Below are 16,670 nucleotides of genomic sequence, written 5' to 3' on the forward strand. Positions count from 1 at the left end.
CGCGCATTTAAAAAATCAACCGTTGTAATCTGAATGTAAAATATGTTTTTCATCCGCCGGCTTTTTCTTAAACTAGCGCCAATCTATCTAGTTATTTAACCGGCTTGCTTGCGGGGTTTTGGTCAAAGTATACCGCCATCAAAAAACGCAGCAACGTCAAGTTAAGTTTTTGGGCATCTTCGCCTTCAAAACCTAAATAATCCCCTAGATAACGATCGGTCATTTCATACGTGTTCCCGTGCATGATTTCTTCGTCACTAGCATGGTGGTACTTCCGACTGAATTCGCCAATTGACGGACCCGTGAATAAATCTAAAAAGTCGGTTTCGTTACCCACACCGTCTTCAATTCCAATTATGCCTTTATCAACATCAACGTCAAAATAAAACTCACTTAATGGAATTTGAAAAACGCTAAAACCATCAAAAGTGTTGCCATCGGAAGAAAATACAATGCCCTTCCCCGGATTTAACTCCAAGAAACAATAGTATTCATGCTCATTTTTAATTTTCGAGACGAACTTAATTGCGGCGATTTTATCCGCCATTAATTTTTGTATTTGACTTTGTTCATTAATGATAATTGGTTTTCCCGTACTAATTACGTCCTTTAATACGTCATACGTAAAAATCATTAACCAAACCCCCTTCTCTACACTCACAACCTACTAACTTTATTATAGTGCCCTAGCACTTTAAAAAACACTTTATGCTTCAGGTTCCCGTCTTAATTGGCGAACAACTTGGACATAGGACCAAATCAACACTAAATTTGATCCTAGCCAAGCTAACGGGTTTGCCGTGCAGGCTCCGATAAAGCCAAAGGCAGGTACTACCCAAATCCCCACTAACATCCGGGAAAGCAATTCTGCGACCCCTGCTAACGTAGGTGCCATACTCTTCCCAAATCCTTGTAGGGTGTATCGCACAATAAACAGGATTGCCAACAGGAAGTAACTCATGCTGACAATTACAAAATATTGATGTGCCAAATTAGTAATATGTTGTTCTGAATTTCCGATAAACAGGTTTACTAACGTCCGACTATTTAAAATAATCAAAATTCCCATCACGAAACCATAACTAATCGACGTAGTTAACGCTTGGCGAATCCCCTTCAATATCCGTTTGTATTGCTTAGCACCAAAGTTTTGCGCGGTAAAAGTTGCCATCGTAATTCCTAACGACATCATTGGCTGAGTCGCCAATTGGTCCACTTTTCCAGCAGCGGTGTACGCTGCAATTGCTGATGAACCCAAATGGTTTAACGAAATTTGTAAAATAATCGAGCCAATTGCGATGATTGAAGCTTGGAATCCCATTGGTAAACCAATCCGAATTTGTTCTTTAATTAACGTCCAATTTGTAGTGATTTCCCGCCATTCGAGGGACAACGCCGGAACCCGAGCCTTGATATAAAACCAACATAGAAAACAAGAAATCAACTGGGCCGTAACCGTAGCAATCCCTGCACCAGCGATTCCAACGTGCATGAAAACAATCAAGATGATGTCCAAAACTACGTTAATAATGCAGGCAATCACCAAGAAAATCAGTGGCAAACGACTATTTCCTAACGCCCGAAGCATATTGGAAAATAGGTTAAAAAACATGGTTGCCATTAGTCCGCCAAAGATAATGGATAAGAAAATTGCGGCTCCATCAATAATGTTAGCCGGCGTCTGCATTAACCGTAGTAATGGTCGGGTTGCCCAAACGCTAAGCGGGGTGAGCAACAATACCAATCCGCCACAAATCCAAATGCTAGTTGCAAAACTTTGTTTGACCGCTCGTAAATCCCCCGCGCCATAGTGCTGGGCAGTGATAATCGATAACCCGGTCGTCATCCCTTGGGCAAACCCAATGATCAAAAAGGTCAGCCCACTGGTAGCCCCTACCGCAGCTAGGGCTTGTACCCCGACCACCCGGCCAACAATCAAGGTGTCGGAGAGGGTGTAAATTTGTTGGAAAATATTACCTAAAAGCAGCGGAATACTGAATAAGATAATTCCCTTAATTGGGCTTCCTTTAGTTAAAATACTATCCATATTAATCCTCCGTAGCCGTTATAAAAATGAAATAAAATTATTTATGATGTGGAGCGTGATGCTATATTTGATATCCTTGGTCCATAAATAGGTGATCGCTAGCAGCATTCCCATGATTGCGTAAATTGGGAAACTAGCGCCTAGGTCGTGCAATCCGCCAAAAAGAGCGCCGTTAACTACCACGCCAATTATGCGTACCAGCCGACTATCTTTGGTAAAGAAGAACTCAAAAAAGAGGCCCCGGAAAATCAGTTCTTCAATAACCGGAGCGACTAGTACTGCGTCAACCCACGTCCAAATTGGCGTGTCCCGTAGTAGTTGTTCAATAGCCGATTGGTTTTCCGAAGTACCAATATTAAAGTAGGTTACGTACCAAGTCTGCAGAAGCATAAAAATGAACCATAACCCAACCATTAATAACATAATCCGAAAGTGCTTACTGTTCAACGGGTAATTAGCGAAATCACTATGATTTTTGCGCACTTTATAACGGTAAAATTGAACCAAAAAAATCACCACTGCTAGAGTGGTCAAAGTGTACACTACCACCAAAAGGACGTGTACAACTGGATGGGAGTCGTGAATATGCATTGCCGCTATTTGCGGTAATGAAATTACTTGATCCATCGCAAAAAGTAAAACTAAAAACAGACAATTTTTAATAACGTTAAGACCTTTCAGAAGAAACTCCTCCTTAGCCTTAGTTGAATTATTCAGCTTGAAAGATGATAGTCGCTTTATCTTTAAAATGCAATTAATAACTCCACTAAGTTTGATATATTTAAGAAAATATTTTTTTATTTAAGATGTGCTAAATTCTGAGCAAATTTTGCCCCTCTTTGGCCTCCACATGGTAGCCTTATAGAAGTGAGGGAGGATGATGCGAATGATTATCAACGATCCGAATATGCGCGAGTATTTGGAAGTCCAACTTATCGGACACGAAAATAATAAAATCAAAGCCCGGACGCGGACTGGTGAATACATATTTGTTTACCCCACCGCCCGCCAAGCACGCGACCCATTATTTTGGCAATGCTTGAAGGACATCATCAACAACAAACTGTGGCTACCGATCACAAAACAATTTCACCACTTGTTAGAAAACGACTGGTTGGTACCTTCAATGTAAAACTAGATAAACAACAGAGGTTGAGAAAATTGCTTAATTTTCTCAACCTCTTTTTTAGGGCTGTTTCGCAGCTAATATGGCTTCCTGCTCCACCGCCCATTTAATTTCACATCTATTTCCTTGACCGTTGCACGATGTCCAAAAGCTGTTCAGGCTTTTGCAACACGTATTCTGCCTCTGAGAAATCATTAGTTGGGATGGCACCCCAGCCGGCGTTAGCAAAGTCTACTCCCGCTGCGTGGGCTGCCTGCATATCAAATAACGAATCTCCTACGTACAAGACATCCTTTAAATCCATTTCTGCAAAGTATTTTTTGATCCCAAATAAAATCGGATCAGGATTTGGCTTATGTTTTTGTGTATCGTCAGAAAAGACCACCCGTTTAATCTGTTGAATCTTAGGGAAATGCTTCATCTCGTCATCAAAGACTCGTTTTAATTTGGAAGTAACAATCCCATACTCCACATCAAGTTCATGCAAACCGGTAAACATTGCCCCAATTCCGTCGTATGGTTTAATCAAATCGACTTCTTTACCAATTTGTTCATTAAAGATTGCGATGGTCTTTTCCGGATTAGGAGCACCCAATTGTTTAGCCATCTCTAAACCAGGGATTCCCATCAGACTAATAATTGCCTCCGGGGTAACCGTCACGCCGTCTTGTTTCAGAGCGTAGCTTAATGCGGCCACCGAAGCGTCTTCAGTTTTTAATAAGGTGTTGTCTAAGTCAAACAATACTACTTTATACATCATCGTTATCCTTCCACTCATTGTGATTTTACATTTATACTACGCCGTTTGCCCGTAGATAAAAAGGGAAAATCGCTTTCAATTCCACTTTTTTTACTTTTATTTACCTAGTTGAGCAAAAAAGATGTATTCGATTTCATTTTTTTATACAATTACCTTATTTTTGTAGCCTTTCTCACCTAGTAGTCCCGGAAAGCCTCGCCGCAAGCTTTCGTTATTATGCTATGATAAAGGTGAAAAACAAACGGGGTGGACAATATGAAAATTGCTTTAATCGGCGCGGGTCCGCGCAACTTAATGGCCCTCGAACGTTTAGTTTGTTGGGGAATCAGTACCAATTACTCAGCCAATGTCGAAATATCACTATTTGATCCCTTCGGAATTGGTGGTCGAGTTTGGAATCCTGACCAAAACCACGAACTGAAAATGAATTCGTTAGCCGAAAAAATTACTTTATTCACGGATCAATCTATTGAAATGGCTGGCCCGGTTCATGAAGGTCCGAGTTTACTTGACTGGGCCCTAGCAAACGGACGCAGCTTTATCGAAGAACACCAATATCATCATCAAAAGCTTCTCTTAAACGAATTAGCGAACTTAAACAAGCACTCTTACAGTTCTCGAGCCCTTTTTGGCATCTACCAACAGTGGTTTTACGAACAAATTATTAATCATTTACCGGATAACTTTAGCGTGATCCCTCGTTCAGAGTGGGTGACTAACGTTAAAAAAGATGCACAGCAATACACAGTCATCACCCAAGATGCTGCTTACAACGTGGACGTTGTATCCGCTGCTTTAGGGGAAGGCAACAACCCGTTAAGCAAAGAAGAACGGCAGTTGCAAGATTTTGCCGCTGCTCATCAACTAAAGTACGTTCCGATTGCGTATCCGGCCGAGATGGACGTTGACGACGTTGCTGCTAGCGATCACGTAATTATTCGTGGGTTAGGGCTAAGTTTCATCGACTACCTCGCCGAACTTACCGAACGGCGTGGCGGAACCTTCCACCGCGACGAACATGGGAACTTAACTTATACTCGTTCTGGTGATGAGCCTACGATTTACGCTAGCTCCCGGAGGGGATTGCCTTATCATGCTCGGGGACTAGACCAAAAGGCAGTGGGCGAGACTTTTCCGCGCTATTTCCTAAGTGACCAATACGTTGACGACCTTGTTCGCCAACACCAAGCCATTAGCGGCGAAGAATTTATTAACCGCATTCAATGGGACGTTGAGTTAACCTACTACGTTACCCTCGCGCAAAATAGTTATCCAGAAATTGATCTATCTGCTTTTGAAGCCGACCTAGCTGCTAGCACAAAGGGATTCAAGAAAATCTTGGATAACTACGGCATTGCTGCTAAAGATCGTCTCAACTGGGAAGAATGGAAGAATCCGATTCCTAAAGACGTTAACGACGCTGCCAGCTTTACCCAGTTTATTAAGACTTACTTGCAGCAAGACGTGGACTTGGCAAACGAAGGTAACTTAACCGCCCCATTTACAAGCGCTATTGAAAAGCTACGCGAATTACGTACCAACATTCGGAAAGTGGTTACCTACCGTTTAATCAGTGCTGACGACTACGTAGAGCAGGTTCTCAAACATTTTAATTCCTTAAATAGCTTCTTAGCGGTCGGACCGCCGGCATTTCGGATTGAGCAGATTTTAGCCCTTATCAAGTCGGGCATTTTAACTCTGATTGGCCCGGATATGAGGGTTGAAACGAGTGATGATCAATTTATGACTTATTCAAACCGGCTTGCGGATCATCAACAGTACTTTGGTAACGTCTTGATTGAAGGTCGTTTACCCCAGCCTAACGCTGCCAACAACACTAACCCGTTGGTAAATAACTTGCTGCAACAGGGGCTGGCCCGGATCTTTACCCTCCAGCTTCGCGATGGTTCTAGTTACCAAACCGGAGCATTGGACGTTACGGACGACACTGCTGAACTGATCGATCAAAACGGCAACGTGGTACCCCATTTCTTTGTTTGGGGACTTCCCACCGAAAAGCGGCATTGGCTAACTAACGGGGCTCCAATTCCTGGAGTTAACGATGTGCGACTCCGAATTGCCGATCGAATTGCGGCCCAAATATTTGCTAAATAAACTGGATATTTTAATATTGAAAAGGGACCTCGGATTTCTGCTTGAAATCTGAGGCCCCTTTTTTAGTTCATTGGTCGTTAAATACAAATACTTTTCTGCCACATAGTCGAAACGGGTTTTGTAACCCAGCTCTCTCCGGCTAACCAAATTAAGGGGATCAATCGCCAAAATCGCGATTAATCCCCTTAATTCCGTTAGTCCTCAAGAGCTACCCGGGTTTCAAAACCCTCTATATTAATATTGTCCCCCATGAATCTCCGCCACATTGGTCGTTAAAATGAACGCCTTGGGGTCAATTTCCCTAATTCTTTCAATAATTCGGTGATATTCGGCATTTTCCACCACTAGCATTAGCATCCGGCGGTTATCTCCCGAAAATCCTCCCTGCACGTTCAAACTCGTGTAACTTTGATCCAGCGACTCCGAGATAATTTCCTCGACTTCACTAAGTCGACTACTCATAATGTAAACACTCTTCTTCCGGTCAATTCCGGTCTCAATATAATTCATCACTAACAGCGTGATCACCGATGAAAATAGTGCTAGGATGAAAGCTTCCATTCCCGAACTAAAGATATTCATCAGACAAACAATCGTATCAAGCACCAGCAGACTCACGGAAGTTTTAAAGTTAAAGTACTTTTTTAAAATCAACGGCGGTACCGTAGTGCCCCCGCTGGAAGCATCAATTTGGTATAACAGCGCCACTCCAATTGCGTACAGTGCTCCTCCGACAATCACTGCTAACGTGCGGTCCGATACCAAACTTAAACTCGGCGTCACCGCCATACAGACTGGTAACAACAAACTGCCCACCGTAATTCGGGCCGTAGTCTGTTTTCCCAATGTAAAGTACGACGCTATCAGCATTGCCACGTTAATGATAAAGACAATCAGCGCCCGGTTCCAGCCAAAGGCGTCCTCTAACAAAATTGAAATCCCCGTTGCGCCTCCCGCAGCCACGTTATGTGGTGCGTAAAACATGTTAATGCTAATCGCTAAAACTTCTAGCGCGACTAACATGATGGCAAACTGGCTGACCAACCGAAAACTTTTCTCGCGCATCTATTTATCCCCCGTTCCCTTAAACTAGTTATCTAAAAAGAGTGGGTAAACGCTCGACTAGCTTTCAATTCCGCTCTCGCAATTTTGCAAAAGCAATCGTCAGTCACAAAATTCCAAAATCAATTTTCAAAGTCGCGACGTTCGGCTCCCCAGCTCCGATTCTCTTTCTATTATACCTAAAAGTTATTAATTATTCTTGATATAAGTTTTCAAATCAGATGGTTTTAACTGTTGCCAATCTTCATCAAAGAATTGATGCTTAATTTGGTAATGCGTTGATTGGCTAGGTTGGTCAACAAAATTCTTGACGTTTTGATCAACCACGTACCAACCGTACCAGCCTAAATGGATGGTATCTTGCATGAAGTATTTCTTACCACCATCACGTGATAAATCGAGGATCTGGTTGAATCCTTGACTTTGCAGCTGGTAATTTATTTTTTTGTCAAAACCACGGAGCATTTCTTGTGATAAGCCCACGTAATCCGCCCACTCCTGGTTAACCGGCGGGATGATAAAGAGCACTTGGGTATGATTTTTCGCAAATTGATCCAAAATTAGCTGGAAGTCAGCAAATTCAGGCGAACGTGTATAATCGTAATGCTTTTGCATCCCTTCAAAAGCAGCAATCCGTTTCTTCAAACGTTTATTATAAAACTGGTTTTGAATCCCAAACTGGTTGTTTGACGTTTGCCGTTTAGCTTGGCGGGTCAAAGCTTGTTGAATCATCCCATCCGACGGGCTATTAGGTAATGCTTCGACCTGCCGGTTAATATGGTCCTGATTAGTTCCTTGCAAGCTAAGCGGCGAAAAGAGCTGGTCTTCGTGAGCCAACAACCGCTTATAGTACTTCAAGTAAGTCCGTTGTCCCGAAGTTACCTGCTGCCCGTTAGCTACCCGATCTAACGCGTTAATTACTTGACGGTTAGTGCTGTTACTCCGGTCGTCTAACATGGTTAGCAACCGTTTAGCAGCGTATCGTTCACTTGGCTTTCCAGTTTGGTTTTCCAAGAAGTTAACGGCTTGCAATTGCGAGAAGTAAAATGCAAAGGCATGCGGGTCCGCTCCTTTTCTTACAAACCACTGTGGTGAAATCACAAAGACGGCCTTTTTATTTTTCAATTGGGGATTAATTCCCTGCATTTCAAAATAATGGGTCAACGATTGGGTCCCCGGTGCTCCTAGTAAAAATGGACGGAAGTCCCAATCATACTTTTCCGCCATTACGGACGGATGGGCTAAATCAAACCGGGAAAGTTCTGAAGACCCAAAAAAGGGAACGTAATTCCCATTTTCTAAGGCGGCCCGTTTTACGGCATCTCCTTTGAGCGTATCTGGGGACAATGCCGTAGCTGATTTTTGCTCAACGGCTGAGTTAATCTTATTTATTTTGAATGGGGAAAATAAAAGTCCGATTAAAATCAGCGCTGCCGCTAAAACGGGGCCAAAAATCATCCATAACCTTTTAGCCACGAGCTTGAAGTTCCTTTACTTTAGCAATGATTTTATTTGGGGTGTCCCATTCGCTACGTTCAAATTCAGATACGGGAACTTCAATTCCTAGTTCAGTTTGTAATTGCAACAATAATTGAACCGTACCCATTGAATCCAATAGACCTGCGTCAAAAAGGTTATCATCCATACTGTTGCTAACGTCCGTACCAATTAAATCTGTCAAAATATTCAAAACTGTTTCTTTTACGTCCATAATTAATTAATCTCCTTTAGTATTTAACAAAAAATAGTTTATCTAGAAATCCTGAGAAAACTAGGAAAGTGAAGCACACGAAATTAAAGGTAATGAAAATCGAAAGTGCTTCCGTCCACCGGTTATGCGGTAAGCGTCCCGGATTCTTTTTCTTAAATCCAAGCCACCAGTCGTTGATTACGAGGGCGACCCCATGAATCAAACCATAGAGGATGTAATACCAGGTTTCCCCATGCCAAAATCCCATTAACAACATGTTTAAAACGTAAGTTACGTTTGCCGTCGTCTTAGGACTCTTAAAGGTCTTGTGCTTCATGAAGAAAAACACGAGCCGCATGTAAACATAATCGCGGAACCAGAATGACAAGGTAATGTGCCAACGATTCCAGAATTCTTTGATGTTGTGCGATTTGAACGGTTGCTTGAAGTTCATCGGAGTTTCGACCCCCATGAAGTAGCTAATGGCTACCGCGAACAAACTATAACCCGCAAAATCAAAGAATAGGTAAAAACTGTAAACGTACATTACGCCCAGCAGGCCCCAAGAGAGACCGTCCGTTTGTAAAGCAATGTGTTGGACCCTTGGCAAAAGTAAGGAACCAAATACGTAAGATAGCATAAATTTATACACAAACCCTAAGAAAAGGTAGTGCACTCCCTTTTCCAACAGGTCCAAGTAGTGTCCCCGTTCAGGGACGTTTAAATAATCCTTCTTAAAGCGCCGGTACCGGTCAATTGGCCCAGAAGAAATTGTCGGGAAGAAGGCCAAAAACTGCAGGAAGAACCACGGATCGTAATCCTTCAAGACCCCGTCGCGAATTTCCATGATGGTCTGAACCGCCTTGAAAGTTAGGTAACTAATTCCGAGGAATCCGATTAACGAAGAGTTACCTGATTGCAATAACGGCGTCATTTTGACCACTGCTAGGGGCAAAATTGCCAGTATTACGGCCCCTACGAAAACTCCGGTCGCGTTATGCTGCTTGCGATAGCGGTTATATAGTGAAACCAATATCACCTGGAAGATTAAATAACCAATTAAGGCAATTCCCTGTTGCCACTTTGGTCCCCCAAAGGTTAGCAACAAGAAGAAAAACGATACTAACAGTTCGTACCAGTGAAAACGGCGTCCCCGTAGCATCCCAATCACAATGGGCACTAGGGCAATGGCTAACATGAAAAAGTAAGTCGGGTTTTCGTAAGGTGTCGCTGTCCACATCATGAGTTAACCCGCGCGATCATACTTTTTATGTCAATCTTGCCGTTCGCCGTTTGTGGCAATTCTTCAACAAAAATAAACCGGTTCGGGACCATGTATTCCATCATGTTAGCCTTCAAACTGTCCTTAATGGCCACCGTGAGTTTAATTTGTGAATCATATTCATCCGTTGCCGGAATTACGTACGCGACTAGTTGCGCAACTTTTTGGTCTTTACCGTACTTAGGCACGGCAATTCCCGCCTTGATGAGCGGGTCGTTGTTCAAGTAATGGTTAACCTCTTCAAGTTCAATCCGGTAACCGTGTAATTTAATTTGAAAATCAGTTCGACCGCGGTAGTAGAGGAGCCCATCTTGATCCATTACCACCAAATCACCGGTCTTGTATGCCGGATGTCCTTCATACTTGAAGAAGACTTCGTTAGTTTTGGTTGGATTATTAATGTAACCCTTTGAAACCGCTGGGCCATAAATTACCAATTCACCTTCGTTACCAGCCTTAACAACGTTGTTATCCATATCGATGATGAAACCGCCCATGTCCGGTTTCAACCGGCCGATTGGTAACCGGTCGTTTTGTTCCAGCACGGCGTCCGTAATTTCGATTGCCGAAACCGCAACTGTTGATTCCGTCGGACCGTACGTGTTAAAAATCCGCGCTTCTGGAAAACGTTGTTTTAAAGCTTGGGCCGTCGCATGTGATAACTCTTCACCACAGAACAAGAACCGGGATAGTGCCGGATAGTGATCCGCATCAAAAGTTGGTTGCAATAGGCATACGTCCATGAAAGATGGCGTTGAAACCCAGACGTTTAACCCTAACGTTGGTAAAATTTCGAAAAGTTCCTTGAAATTATCGGTAACCGTCTTAGGAACCGCCTTTAAAGTTCCTCCTAACACCAAAGTAGCGTATAGGTCCATTACCGATAAATCAAACGAATATGGCGGTTGCGACAAGGTTACCGGACGGTCAGGTAAATCGAACTGGTCCATTTGCCAGTTAACAAAGCTCAATAGATTGTTATGACTGATTTGAACTCCCTTTGGTTTACCCGTGGTTCCCGAAGTGAAAATAATGTAGTAGTTTTCATCTCCGGTGACCGCCTGATCTAGCTCTACGCTTTGCGAATCTGCAAACACGTCTGAAAGCTCCTGGCCTTCCAAAATCGGCAAGTCATCTAAAGAAACTGGTAAGTCTTCAATGGCAATACACATCCCAGGATGCGCAATCTCATTGATCATGGTTAACCGTTCTGGATTAGAATGCCGGTCAATTGGAACGTAAGCGTGACCGCTTTTAACTGCTCCTAAAAAGGCCGCCACCATTTCAAATGTTTGTCCCCCATAAATCATAATGGGAGCTTGTTCCATAATATTTTGTTCTAAAATGTAAGCCGCTAAATTATCTGAAAAAGCTTTTAATTCACCATATGTGTGCGTATTTCCCAAATAATCATAAGCAATCCAGTCCGGATGCTCTTGGGCAATTGAATCAATCTTTTCAATTACGTTTGTAACTTTTTGCAAATCAAAACCTCCTGCTAAAATTCATTGTAAATGAAAGTCCCGCCAGACATTCCACTATACCCGTATAAATAAAGTAAAATCACAAAAACTAAAAAGTAAAATACTGTCCTTGTGATGAATTTAACCGAATCGTGTTGCCACAGATTCTTAAGAAAACCGATCACCACAATCCCCCCTGTTTTTTGCTATTGGTTTAGTTTGCAAAGGTTGCGTTAGGTCGCTAACCCTGCTAAACGTTACGCAAAATTATGGCATGATTTGAATTTTTTGTAAAGTAACCGTAACATTACGGGCTTAAAAAGTTCACATTTGTCACATTCTATTCATAAATTATCTGCCGATTATTTCCGTCGTTACGGCGTTTATCAAATTTATCTCATAAAAGTTTAAAAAAAGCTAAAATTTAGCCTCCGGGAGCTGGTCTTGACTAAATTTTAGCTTTGTAGCGTCTATTTTATTTTTAAACGTCGTCCTATCAACGCCACTAAAGCGGACTTAATGACGTCCCCAGGAATGAAAATGGCGTTTGCAAGTACTGCCTTAAAAAAGGCCATCCGCATATTAATTGCAAATCCAACAATTCCCAATAAATCAATTACTAGAACCGCAATGATGGCAACTTTTGCAAAGAGGCCAAACCAATCTTGTCGACCATGTGACGTCCACCATGCCAATAACACTGCTCCTACAAGATACCCCAATAGGTAACCGCCCGTCGGCCCCATAAATACGGCTACTCCGCCCCGCATTCCGGTTAAGACTGGTATGCCTACCAAGGCCAGTAGCAGAAACGCGCCGATGGTGATTGCGGCTTCTCCTGGAGTAAGGATTAACCCCACTAATAAAATTCCAATATTTTGCACCGTGATGGGAACCGGAATCAATCCTATTGGAAGATTAGGAACCAATCCCAACCCAATGATAATTGCCAGTAATAATGCCATTTTTGTTATATTTCGTGCGTCAAGCCGCATAAACTTCACCTCTAAATTTGGCCTTCCAACCGAACAGTTGAATTACCTTATTCCAAAAATGTTGTTTATCAACCATTTTTGATGAAGCTTTATTATAGCATGTTGCGCATTAGCTGCTATTTTCGGTAACCGTTAACCGATATTATATATGTAGTAATTTTTAAAATTAGGACTGTCGCGAGCCTAATCTCCGTAGTTTAGCGAACTGGCTAACCCGCGTTCTGGAACCCAGCTCTCTCCGGTTAACCAAAACAGGGACCAATCGCCAAAAACGCGATTAGTCCCTGTTTCTGTTAATCCTCAAGAGCTACCCGGGTTCCAGAACGCTCTTTATTTTTCTCCCCTTCTCACTATCGGCATCAGCCTAAAGTACAGTAATCCAATTACTGCTCCTACTATGATTCCCTTTAAAATGTTGAACGGTAGCACCCCGTACAACACCATATTTAACGTCGAGATATTTATTTGGAAACTTGCCAATTTCATATACAGTGGTAACAAAACAAACAGATTTGCCACACTCATCACCACGGTCATCAAGGCCGTTCCTAATAGCACTCCCTTAACTAGCGCCATCACAGCTTGGTGATGCGGCTGATCTTCTGCACGCTTCAAAAACGAATAGATTGGTAGAACGTACGCTACCGCCGCCATCCAATTTGCTACCGCTCCAAGGGCTCCCGCCGGGTTGCTATCCCGAACAATAATGTCCAATAGCCCAGCTAATCCAGCCGTCGCCATTCCCCACACGGGCCCAAACAAAACGGTTCCGATCAAGACCGGTACGTCCGCAAAGTCAATCTTTAAGAACGAAAACCCCGGTAAAATCGGAAAATCAATGAAAATCAACACAAACGAAATGGCTGCCAGCATTGCGACAATCACCATCTTATTAACTTTAGAAACACTCATGTTACTGCCTCCTTTAGAATCGGAGCACCTTCTTGGTAACTTATTTCCACAAAAAAACGCCGTTGCTCGAGTTCGGGGCAACAGCGTTAAAAACCGAATTAAAAAATTCAGTGCGCGTCAATAAATTCAATCTCCCTTTATCTAGACTTTAACTATCGGTTTCGGAATTTCACCGAATCAGCTGTCAAAAATGACAGGTCATGGACTGTACCACCGGTCGGGAATTACACCCTGCCCCTTGAAGATGAACCTTATTTTTTATAAGTATTTCACTATAAATATAGCCTACTAATTAATCTTCGTCAATCATTTGTTTTTTTGATTTTGAAATAGCTTTCACCGTCTTGCATCACGTCTATCAGCAGGTGTTCTTCCGCAGGTAAGTTCTTCACTTCACCCAAGTCGATTTCATAGCCGTTTTCAATTTCGTAGCCCTTGTTTACCCGGGACTGCAAAAAAATTCGGAGCATTTTCATTAATTTACGATTATTCTCGGCTTTTTTAGCTGCCATCGCTAACGTATACCCCTTATTAAGGTAATGGGCAATGTTTCCGGCTTGAATAAGTGCAGGGTACGTATATTTACGCTGGCCCGACTCTGATACATTGGTCTTTACGTAGCCTTTCTTTTCCCAGTAACGTAATTGACGAGGTGACACATCAATTGCCTTTGCCACATCGCCAATACTTAGTAACAAAGACTCGCTCGCAATGATTCTTTTTAACATATCGACCCGATCTGACGGATTTCCCATGATTCTCCTCCTGAAGTTAACCTGATTGACTTTGTCCGTTTATTTAATTTAATTATAACTTCTCTAACATCTTTGTCAAATAAGTTGACAAAGATGGTATACCGGACTATAGTATCTAAGAATAGTTTTTATGAAAAGAGGTTGTAAGCTTATGACACAAGCATTTGATGCACATGGAAAACCCTATAAGCGGTCTTTATTGATCCTTGTGCTTTTAATTGGTTCATTTTGTACCGTTTTGAACCAAACCATTTTAACCACGGCCTTTCCTACTTTAATGAAGGCCTTCGATATCAGTACCTCGACTGTGCAATGGCTCACGACTGGTTTCTTGATGGTCAACGGGATCATGATTCCCATTAGCGCCTGGTTGACTAGCCGGATTCCTTCCAAGCGGCTATACCTTTCAGCCATGACGATATTTTTAATTGGGACCACGTTCTGTTACGTAGCCCCGTCGTTTTCAGTACTCCTTGCTGGACGACTAATCCAAGCGCTAGGGGTCGGAATTACGATGCCCCTTTTGCAGACCATGATGCTAACCATTTTCCCCGCTAACCAACGTGGTTCAGCGATGGGACTTGCCGGCCTAGTTGTCGGGGTGGCTCCAGCAATTGGGCCGACCCTTTCTGGATGGGTCATTGATAACTACCACTGGCGGACTTTATTTGGGATGATTATTCCAATCGTCATTGTAGTTTTAATTGCTGGTTTCTTCTTTATGAAAGACGTTTTGAAAACGGAGCACACCCAACTCGATTGGATTTCAGCTGCACTTTCAACCATTGGTTTTGGTAGCTTGCTCTTTGGCTTCTCTGAAGTTGGTGACAAGGGCTGGACTGATTCCTTAGTTGTAGCTACCTTAATTATCGGGGCAATCTTCGTAATCCTATTTGGGGCGCGTCAATTACGGAGTAAAAATCCGTTCCTTGACCTACGGGTATTGAAGATTCCTGAATTTTCAATTTCAGCAACCCTTAGTTCGGTTTCTATGATTGCCATGGTCGGTGCAGAAATGGTTCTTCCTCTTTACATCCAAACTGTACGTGGCGAATCTGCCTTTCATTCTGGATTAACGTTATTGCCTGGGGCATTAATGATGGGAGTTCTTAGCCCGATTACCGGACGTCTCTTCGATAGAATTGGGGCACGCCGGTTAGCGACTACCGGGATGTTCTTGTTAACAATCGGAACGTTACCATTTGCTTTCATTACCCGGACCACTCCAATGCTTTACATCATCGTGTTATACGCAATTCGGATGGCTGGAATCTCAATGGCGATGATGCCGGTTACTACTGCCGGAATGAACTCGTTGCCATTTGACAAGATGGGGCACGGAACCGCGGTTAACAACACCCTTCGGCAAGTTGCTAGTTCGATGGGAACTGCCATTTTAGTCAGTGTGCTAACCAACGTTACTAATAACCAAATGCCTGCTAAACACTTATTAAAAGCTGAACCACTTGCTTACAAAGACCAAGCCTTTAATGCCACTATCAGTGGTTACCACGCATCGTTTTGGATCGCGGTTGCCTTCAGTGCTTTAGGTCTAATCATTGCCTTCTTTGTTAGCAACCGTTCTGGTAGTTCAGCCGAAGTACAACCTCAAGCTGGAGGTGAAAAATAATGATTATTTTTCTACTAATACTTGCTGTGATCGCAACCTTTGTTTCAATGACCCTAATTCCCAAACCCGTGGTTCGTTACATCTGTACCGCAATTTCTGCCATCGTGGTCGTTGGCTCAGTAGCGCTATTGGTAATGAACGACCGGGAACATTTCGGAATGAAGAAGATCACCGAAACAACCACCCAAACCGTTTACTCAGTTTCACCTTCAAAACAAATGCCCATGTTACTTTATAAGAATATTGGGACCGATGGTAAGGAACGAGTTTACGTTTATAAAAAGGATGCGGACAAAAAGAAAACTTCCCACACCGAATTGGAAAAAACTACTAACCGGGTTAAGACTACTAACGACGACCAAGCCCGTTTAGAGAAGAAAACCACCCGTTGGGTATACAAAAATGATACCTACCGCCTTTGGTTTGGAATCGCCGGGAACGACCGGGAAGTTTCCCACCGGCTCAACACCTTCTACGTGCCTAAGAATTGGCCAACCTTGTCAACTACCGAAGCCGCTAAATTGCAAAAATTGGTTAAACAAAACCAAGCTTCTATGAAAAAGGATGCTACTAAGTACGTAAAAGCTAAGGTAACCGCAACGGTTAAGAACACCTTAAAAGCTGCTTTGCAGAAAAATCCCCGGATGAGTCCTGCCGAGCAGAAGAAGTTAACCGATCAAACAACTGCTGAAGCTACCAAGAAGTTTAGTGCCGAGTATCAAGCACAAATGATGCAAAAACTAATTGAACAAGCTAAGAAGTAGTTTAGCTACCAATCAAAAAAACTTCGCAAGAATTCCGATTCTTGCGAAGTTTTTTCATTTATTGATTAA

Annotated in this window: 17 protein-coding genes and 1 riboswitch; of the genes, 4 read left to right on the forward strand and 13 right to left on the reverse strand. The window is 42.7% G+C overall.

Translation table 11 applies throughout. The features are described 5' to 3' along the window. Positions 1 to 91: 91 nt before the first annotated feature. The 3 genes from NL111_RS08515 to NL111_RS08525 all read right to left on the reverse strand — a co-directional run bounded on the left by NL111_RS08515 (position 92) and on the right by NL111_RS08525 (position 2,674). Positions 92 to 634: a hypothetical protein gene (locus NL111_RS08515; protein ID WP_002829713.1), complete on the reverse strand. Its 543-nt coding sequence runs from the start codon at positions 632 to 634 to the stop codon at positions 92 to 94. Between the two features lie 72 nt (positions 635 to 706). Further along, the gene (locus tag NL111_RS08520; protein ID WP_285110153.1) at positions 707 to 2,047 is read right to left on the reverse strand and encodes an MATE family efflux transporter; all 1,341 of its coding nucleotides are present in this window, start codon (positions 2,045 to 2,047) and stop codon (positions 707 to 709) included. 18 nt (positions 2,048 to 2,065) lie between these two features. After that, a complete protein-coding gene (locus tag NL111_RS08525; RefSeq protein WP_036672063.1) occupies positions 2,066 to 2,674 on the reverse strand; it encodes a CPBP family intramembrane glutamic endopeptidase in 609 nt (202 codons plus the stop codon). 259 nt (positions 2,675 to 2,933) lie between these two features. Between NL111_RS08525 and NL111_RS08530 the strand changes: the two genes are divergently transcribed. After that, positions 2,934 to 3,179, forward strand: a complete 246-nt coding sequence (locus NL111_RS08530) for a hypothetical protein (RefSeq protein ID WP_002832425.1) — start codon at positions 2,934 to 2,936, stop codon at positions 3,177 to 3,179. A 112-nt stretch (positions 3,180 to 3,291) separates the two neighbouring features. Here NL111_RS08530 and NL111_RS08535 read toward each other — a convergent pair whose 3' ends face one another. Next, positions 3,292 to 3,930: an HAD family hydrolase gene (locus tag NL111_RS08535; RefSeq protein WP_285110590.1), complete on the reverse strand. Its 639-nt coding sequence runs from the start codon at positions 3,928 to 3,930 to the stop codon at positions 3,292 to 3,294. A gap of 258 nt (positions 3,931 to 4,188) precedes the next feature. Here NL111_RS08535 and NL111_RS08540 point away from each other — a divergent pair, with 258 nt between their 5' ends. Further along, complete coding sequence (locus tag NL111_RS08540) at positions 4,189 to 6,048, forward strand: FAD/NAD(P)-binding protein (RefSeq protein ID WP_002832427.1); 1,860 nt, start codon at positions 4,189 to 4,191, stop codon at positions 6,046 to 6,048. Positions 6,049 to 6,282: 234 nt separating this feature from the next. Here NL111_RS08540 and NL111_RS08545 read toward each other — a convergent pair whose 3' ends face one another. The 9 genes from NL111_RS08545 to NL111_RS08585 all read right to left on the reverse strand — a co-directional run bounded on the left by NL111_RS08545 (position 6,283) and on the right by NL111_RS08585 (position 14,207). Beyond that, positions 6,283 to 7,113, reverse strand: coding sequence for a YitT family protein (locus NL111_RS08545; protein WP_002832429.1), 831 nt, complete (start codon positions 7,111 to 7,113; stop codon positions 6,283 to 6,285). Positions 7,114 to 7,299: 186 nt separating this feature from the next. After that, on the reverse strand, positions 7,300 to 8,586 hold the full coding sequence (gene dltD, locus NL111_RS08550) for a D-alanyl-lipoteichoic acid biosynthesis protein DltD (RefSeq protein ID WP_285110154.1): 1,287 nt from the start codon (positions 8,584 to 8,586) through the stop codon (positions 7,300 to 7,302). Then, on the reverse strand, positions 8,579 to 8,821 hold the full coding sequence (dltC, locus tag NL111_RS08555) for a D-alanine--poly(phosphoribitol) ligase subunit DltC (protein ID WP_002829698.1): 243 nt from the start codon (positions 8,819 to 8,821) through the stop codon (positions 8,579 to 8,581). The genes dltD and dltC overlap by 8 nt, the downstream gene beginning before the upstream one ends. A 16-nt stretch (positions 8,822 to 8,837) precedes the next feature. After that, the gene (gene dltB, locus NL111_RS08560) at positions 8,838 to 10,040 is read right to left on the reverse strand and encodes a D-alanyl-lipoteichoic acid biosynthesis protein DltB (protein ID WP_087115922.1); all 1,203 of its coding nucleotides are present in this window, start codon (positions 10,038 to 10,040) and stop codon (positions 8,838 to 8,840) included. Continuing rightward, a complete protein-coding gene (dltA, locus tag NL111_RS08565) occupies positions 10,040 to 11,566 on the reverse strand; it encodes a D-alanine--poly(phosphoribitol) ligase subunit DltA (protein ID WP_285110155.1) in 1,527 nt (508 codons plus the stop codon). The genes dltB and dltA overlap by 1 nt, the downstream gene beginning before the upstream one ends. 14 nt (positions 11,567 to 11,580) lie before the next feature. Beyond that, complete coding sequence (locus NL111_RS08570; RefSeq protein ID WP_004166183.1) at positions 11,581 to 11,733, reverse strand: teichoic acid D-Ala incorporation-associated protein DltX; 153 nt, start codon at positions 11,731 to 11,733, stop codon at positions 11,581 to 11,583. Positions 11,734 to 12,015: 282 nt separating this feature from the next. Further along, positions 12,016 to 12,540, reverse strand: a complete 525-nt coding sequence (locus NL111_RS08575) for a biotin transporter BioY (protein WP_002832434.1) — start codon at positions 12,538 to 12,540, stop codon at positions 12,016 to 12,018. A gap of 330 nt (positions 12,541 to 12,870) precedes the next feature. Next, the gene (locus tag NL111_RS08580) at positions 12,871 to 13,452 is read right to left on the reverse strand and encodes an ECF transporter S component (protein ID WP_056985174.1); all 582 of its coding nucleotides are present in this window, start codon (positions 13,450 to 13,452) and stop codon (positions 12,871 to 12,873) included. A 125-nt stretch (positions 13,453 to 13,577) separates the two neighbouring features. Next, positions 13,578 to 13,702: riboswitch (FMN riboswitch) on the reverse strand. 52 nt (positions 13,703 to 13,754) lie between these two features. After that, the gene (locus tag NL111_RS08585; RefSeq protein WP_002832437.1) at positions 13,755 to 14,207 is read right to left on the reverse strand and encodes a MerR family transcriptional regulator; all 453 of its coding nucleotides are present in this window, start codon (positions 14,205 to 14,207) and stop codon (positions 13,755 to 13,757) included. A 151-nt stretch (positions 14,208 to 14,358) separates the two neighbouring features. Between NL111_RS08585 and NL111_RS08590 the strand changes: the two genes are divergently transcribed. After that, positions 14,359 to 15,837 (forward strand): MDR family MFS transporter, encoded by a 1,479-nt coding sequence (locus NL111_RS08590; RefSeq protein WP_004166185.1) that lies wholly within the window; start codon positions 14,359 to 14,361, stop codon positions 15,835 to 15,837. Beyond that, the gene (locus NL111_RS08595; protein ID WP_002832441.1) at positions 15,837 to 16,601 is read left to right on the forward strand and encodes a DUF4811 domain-containing protein; all 765 of its coding nucleotides are present in this window, start codon (positions 15,837 to 15,839) and stop codon (positions 16,599 to 16,601) included. Before NL111_RS08590 ends, NL111_RS08595 begins: the two co-directional genes overlap by 1 nt. Positions 16,602 to 16,670 lie beyond the last annotated feature (69 nt).

The sequence above is a fragment of the Pediococcus sp. AC40 genome, from assembly GCF_030252485.1.
GTDB lineage: Bacteria > Bacillota > Bacilli > Lactobacillales > Lactobacillaceae > Pediococcus > Pediococcus acidilactici.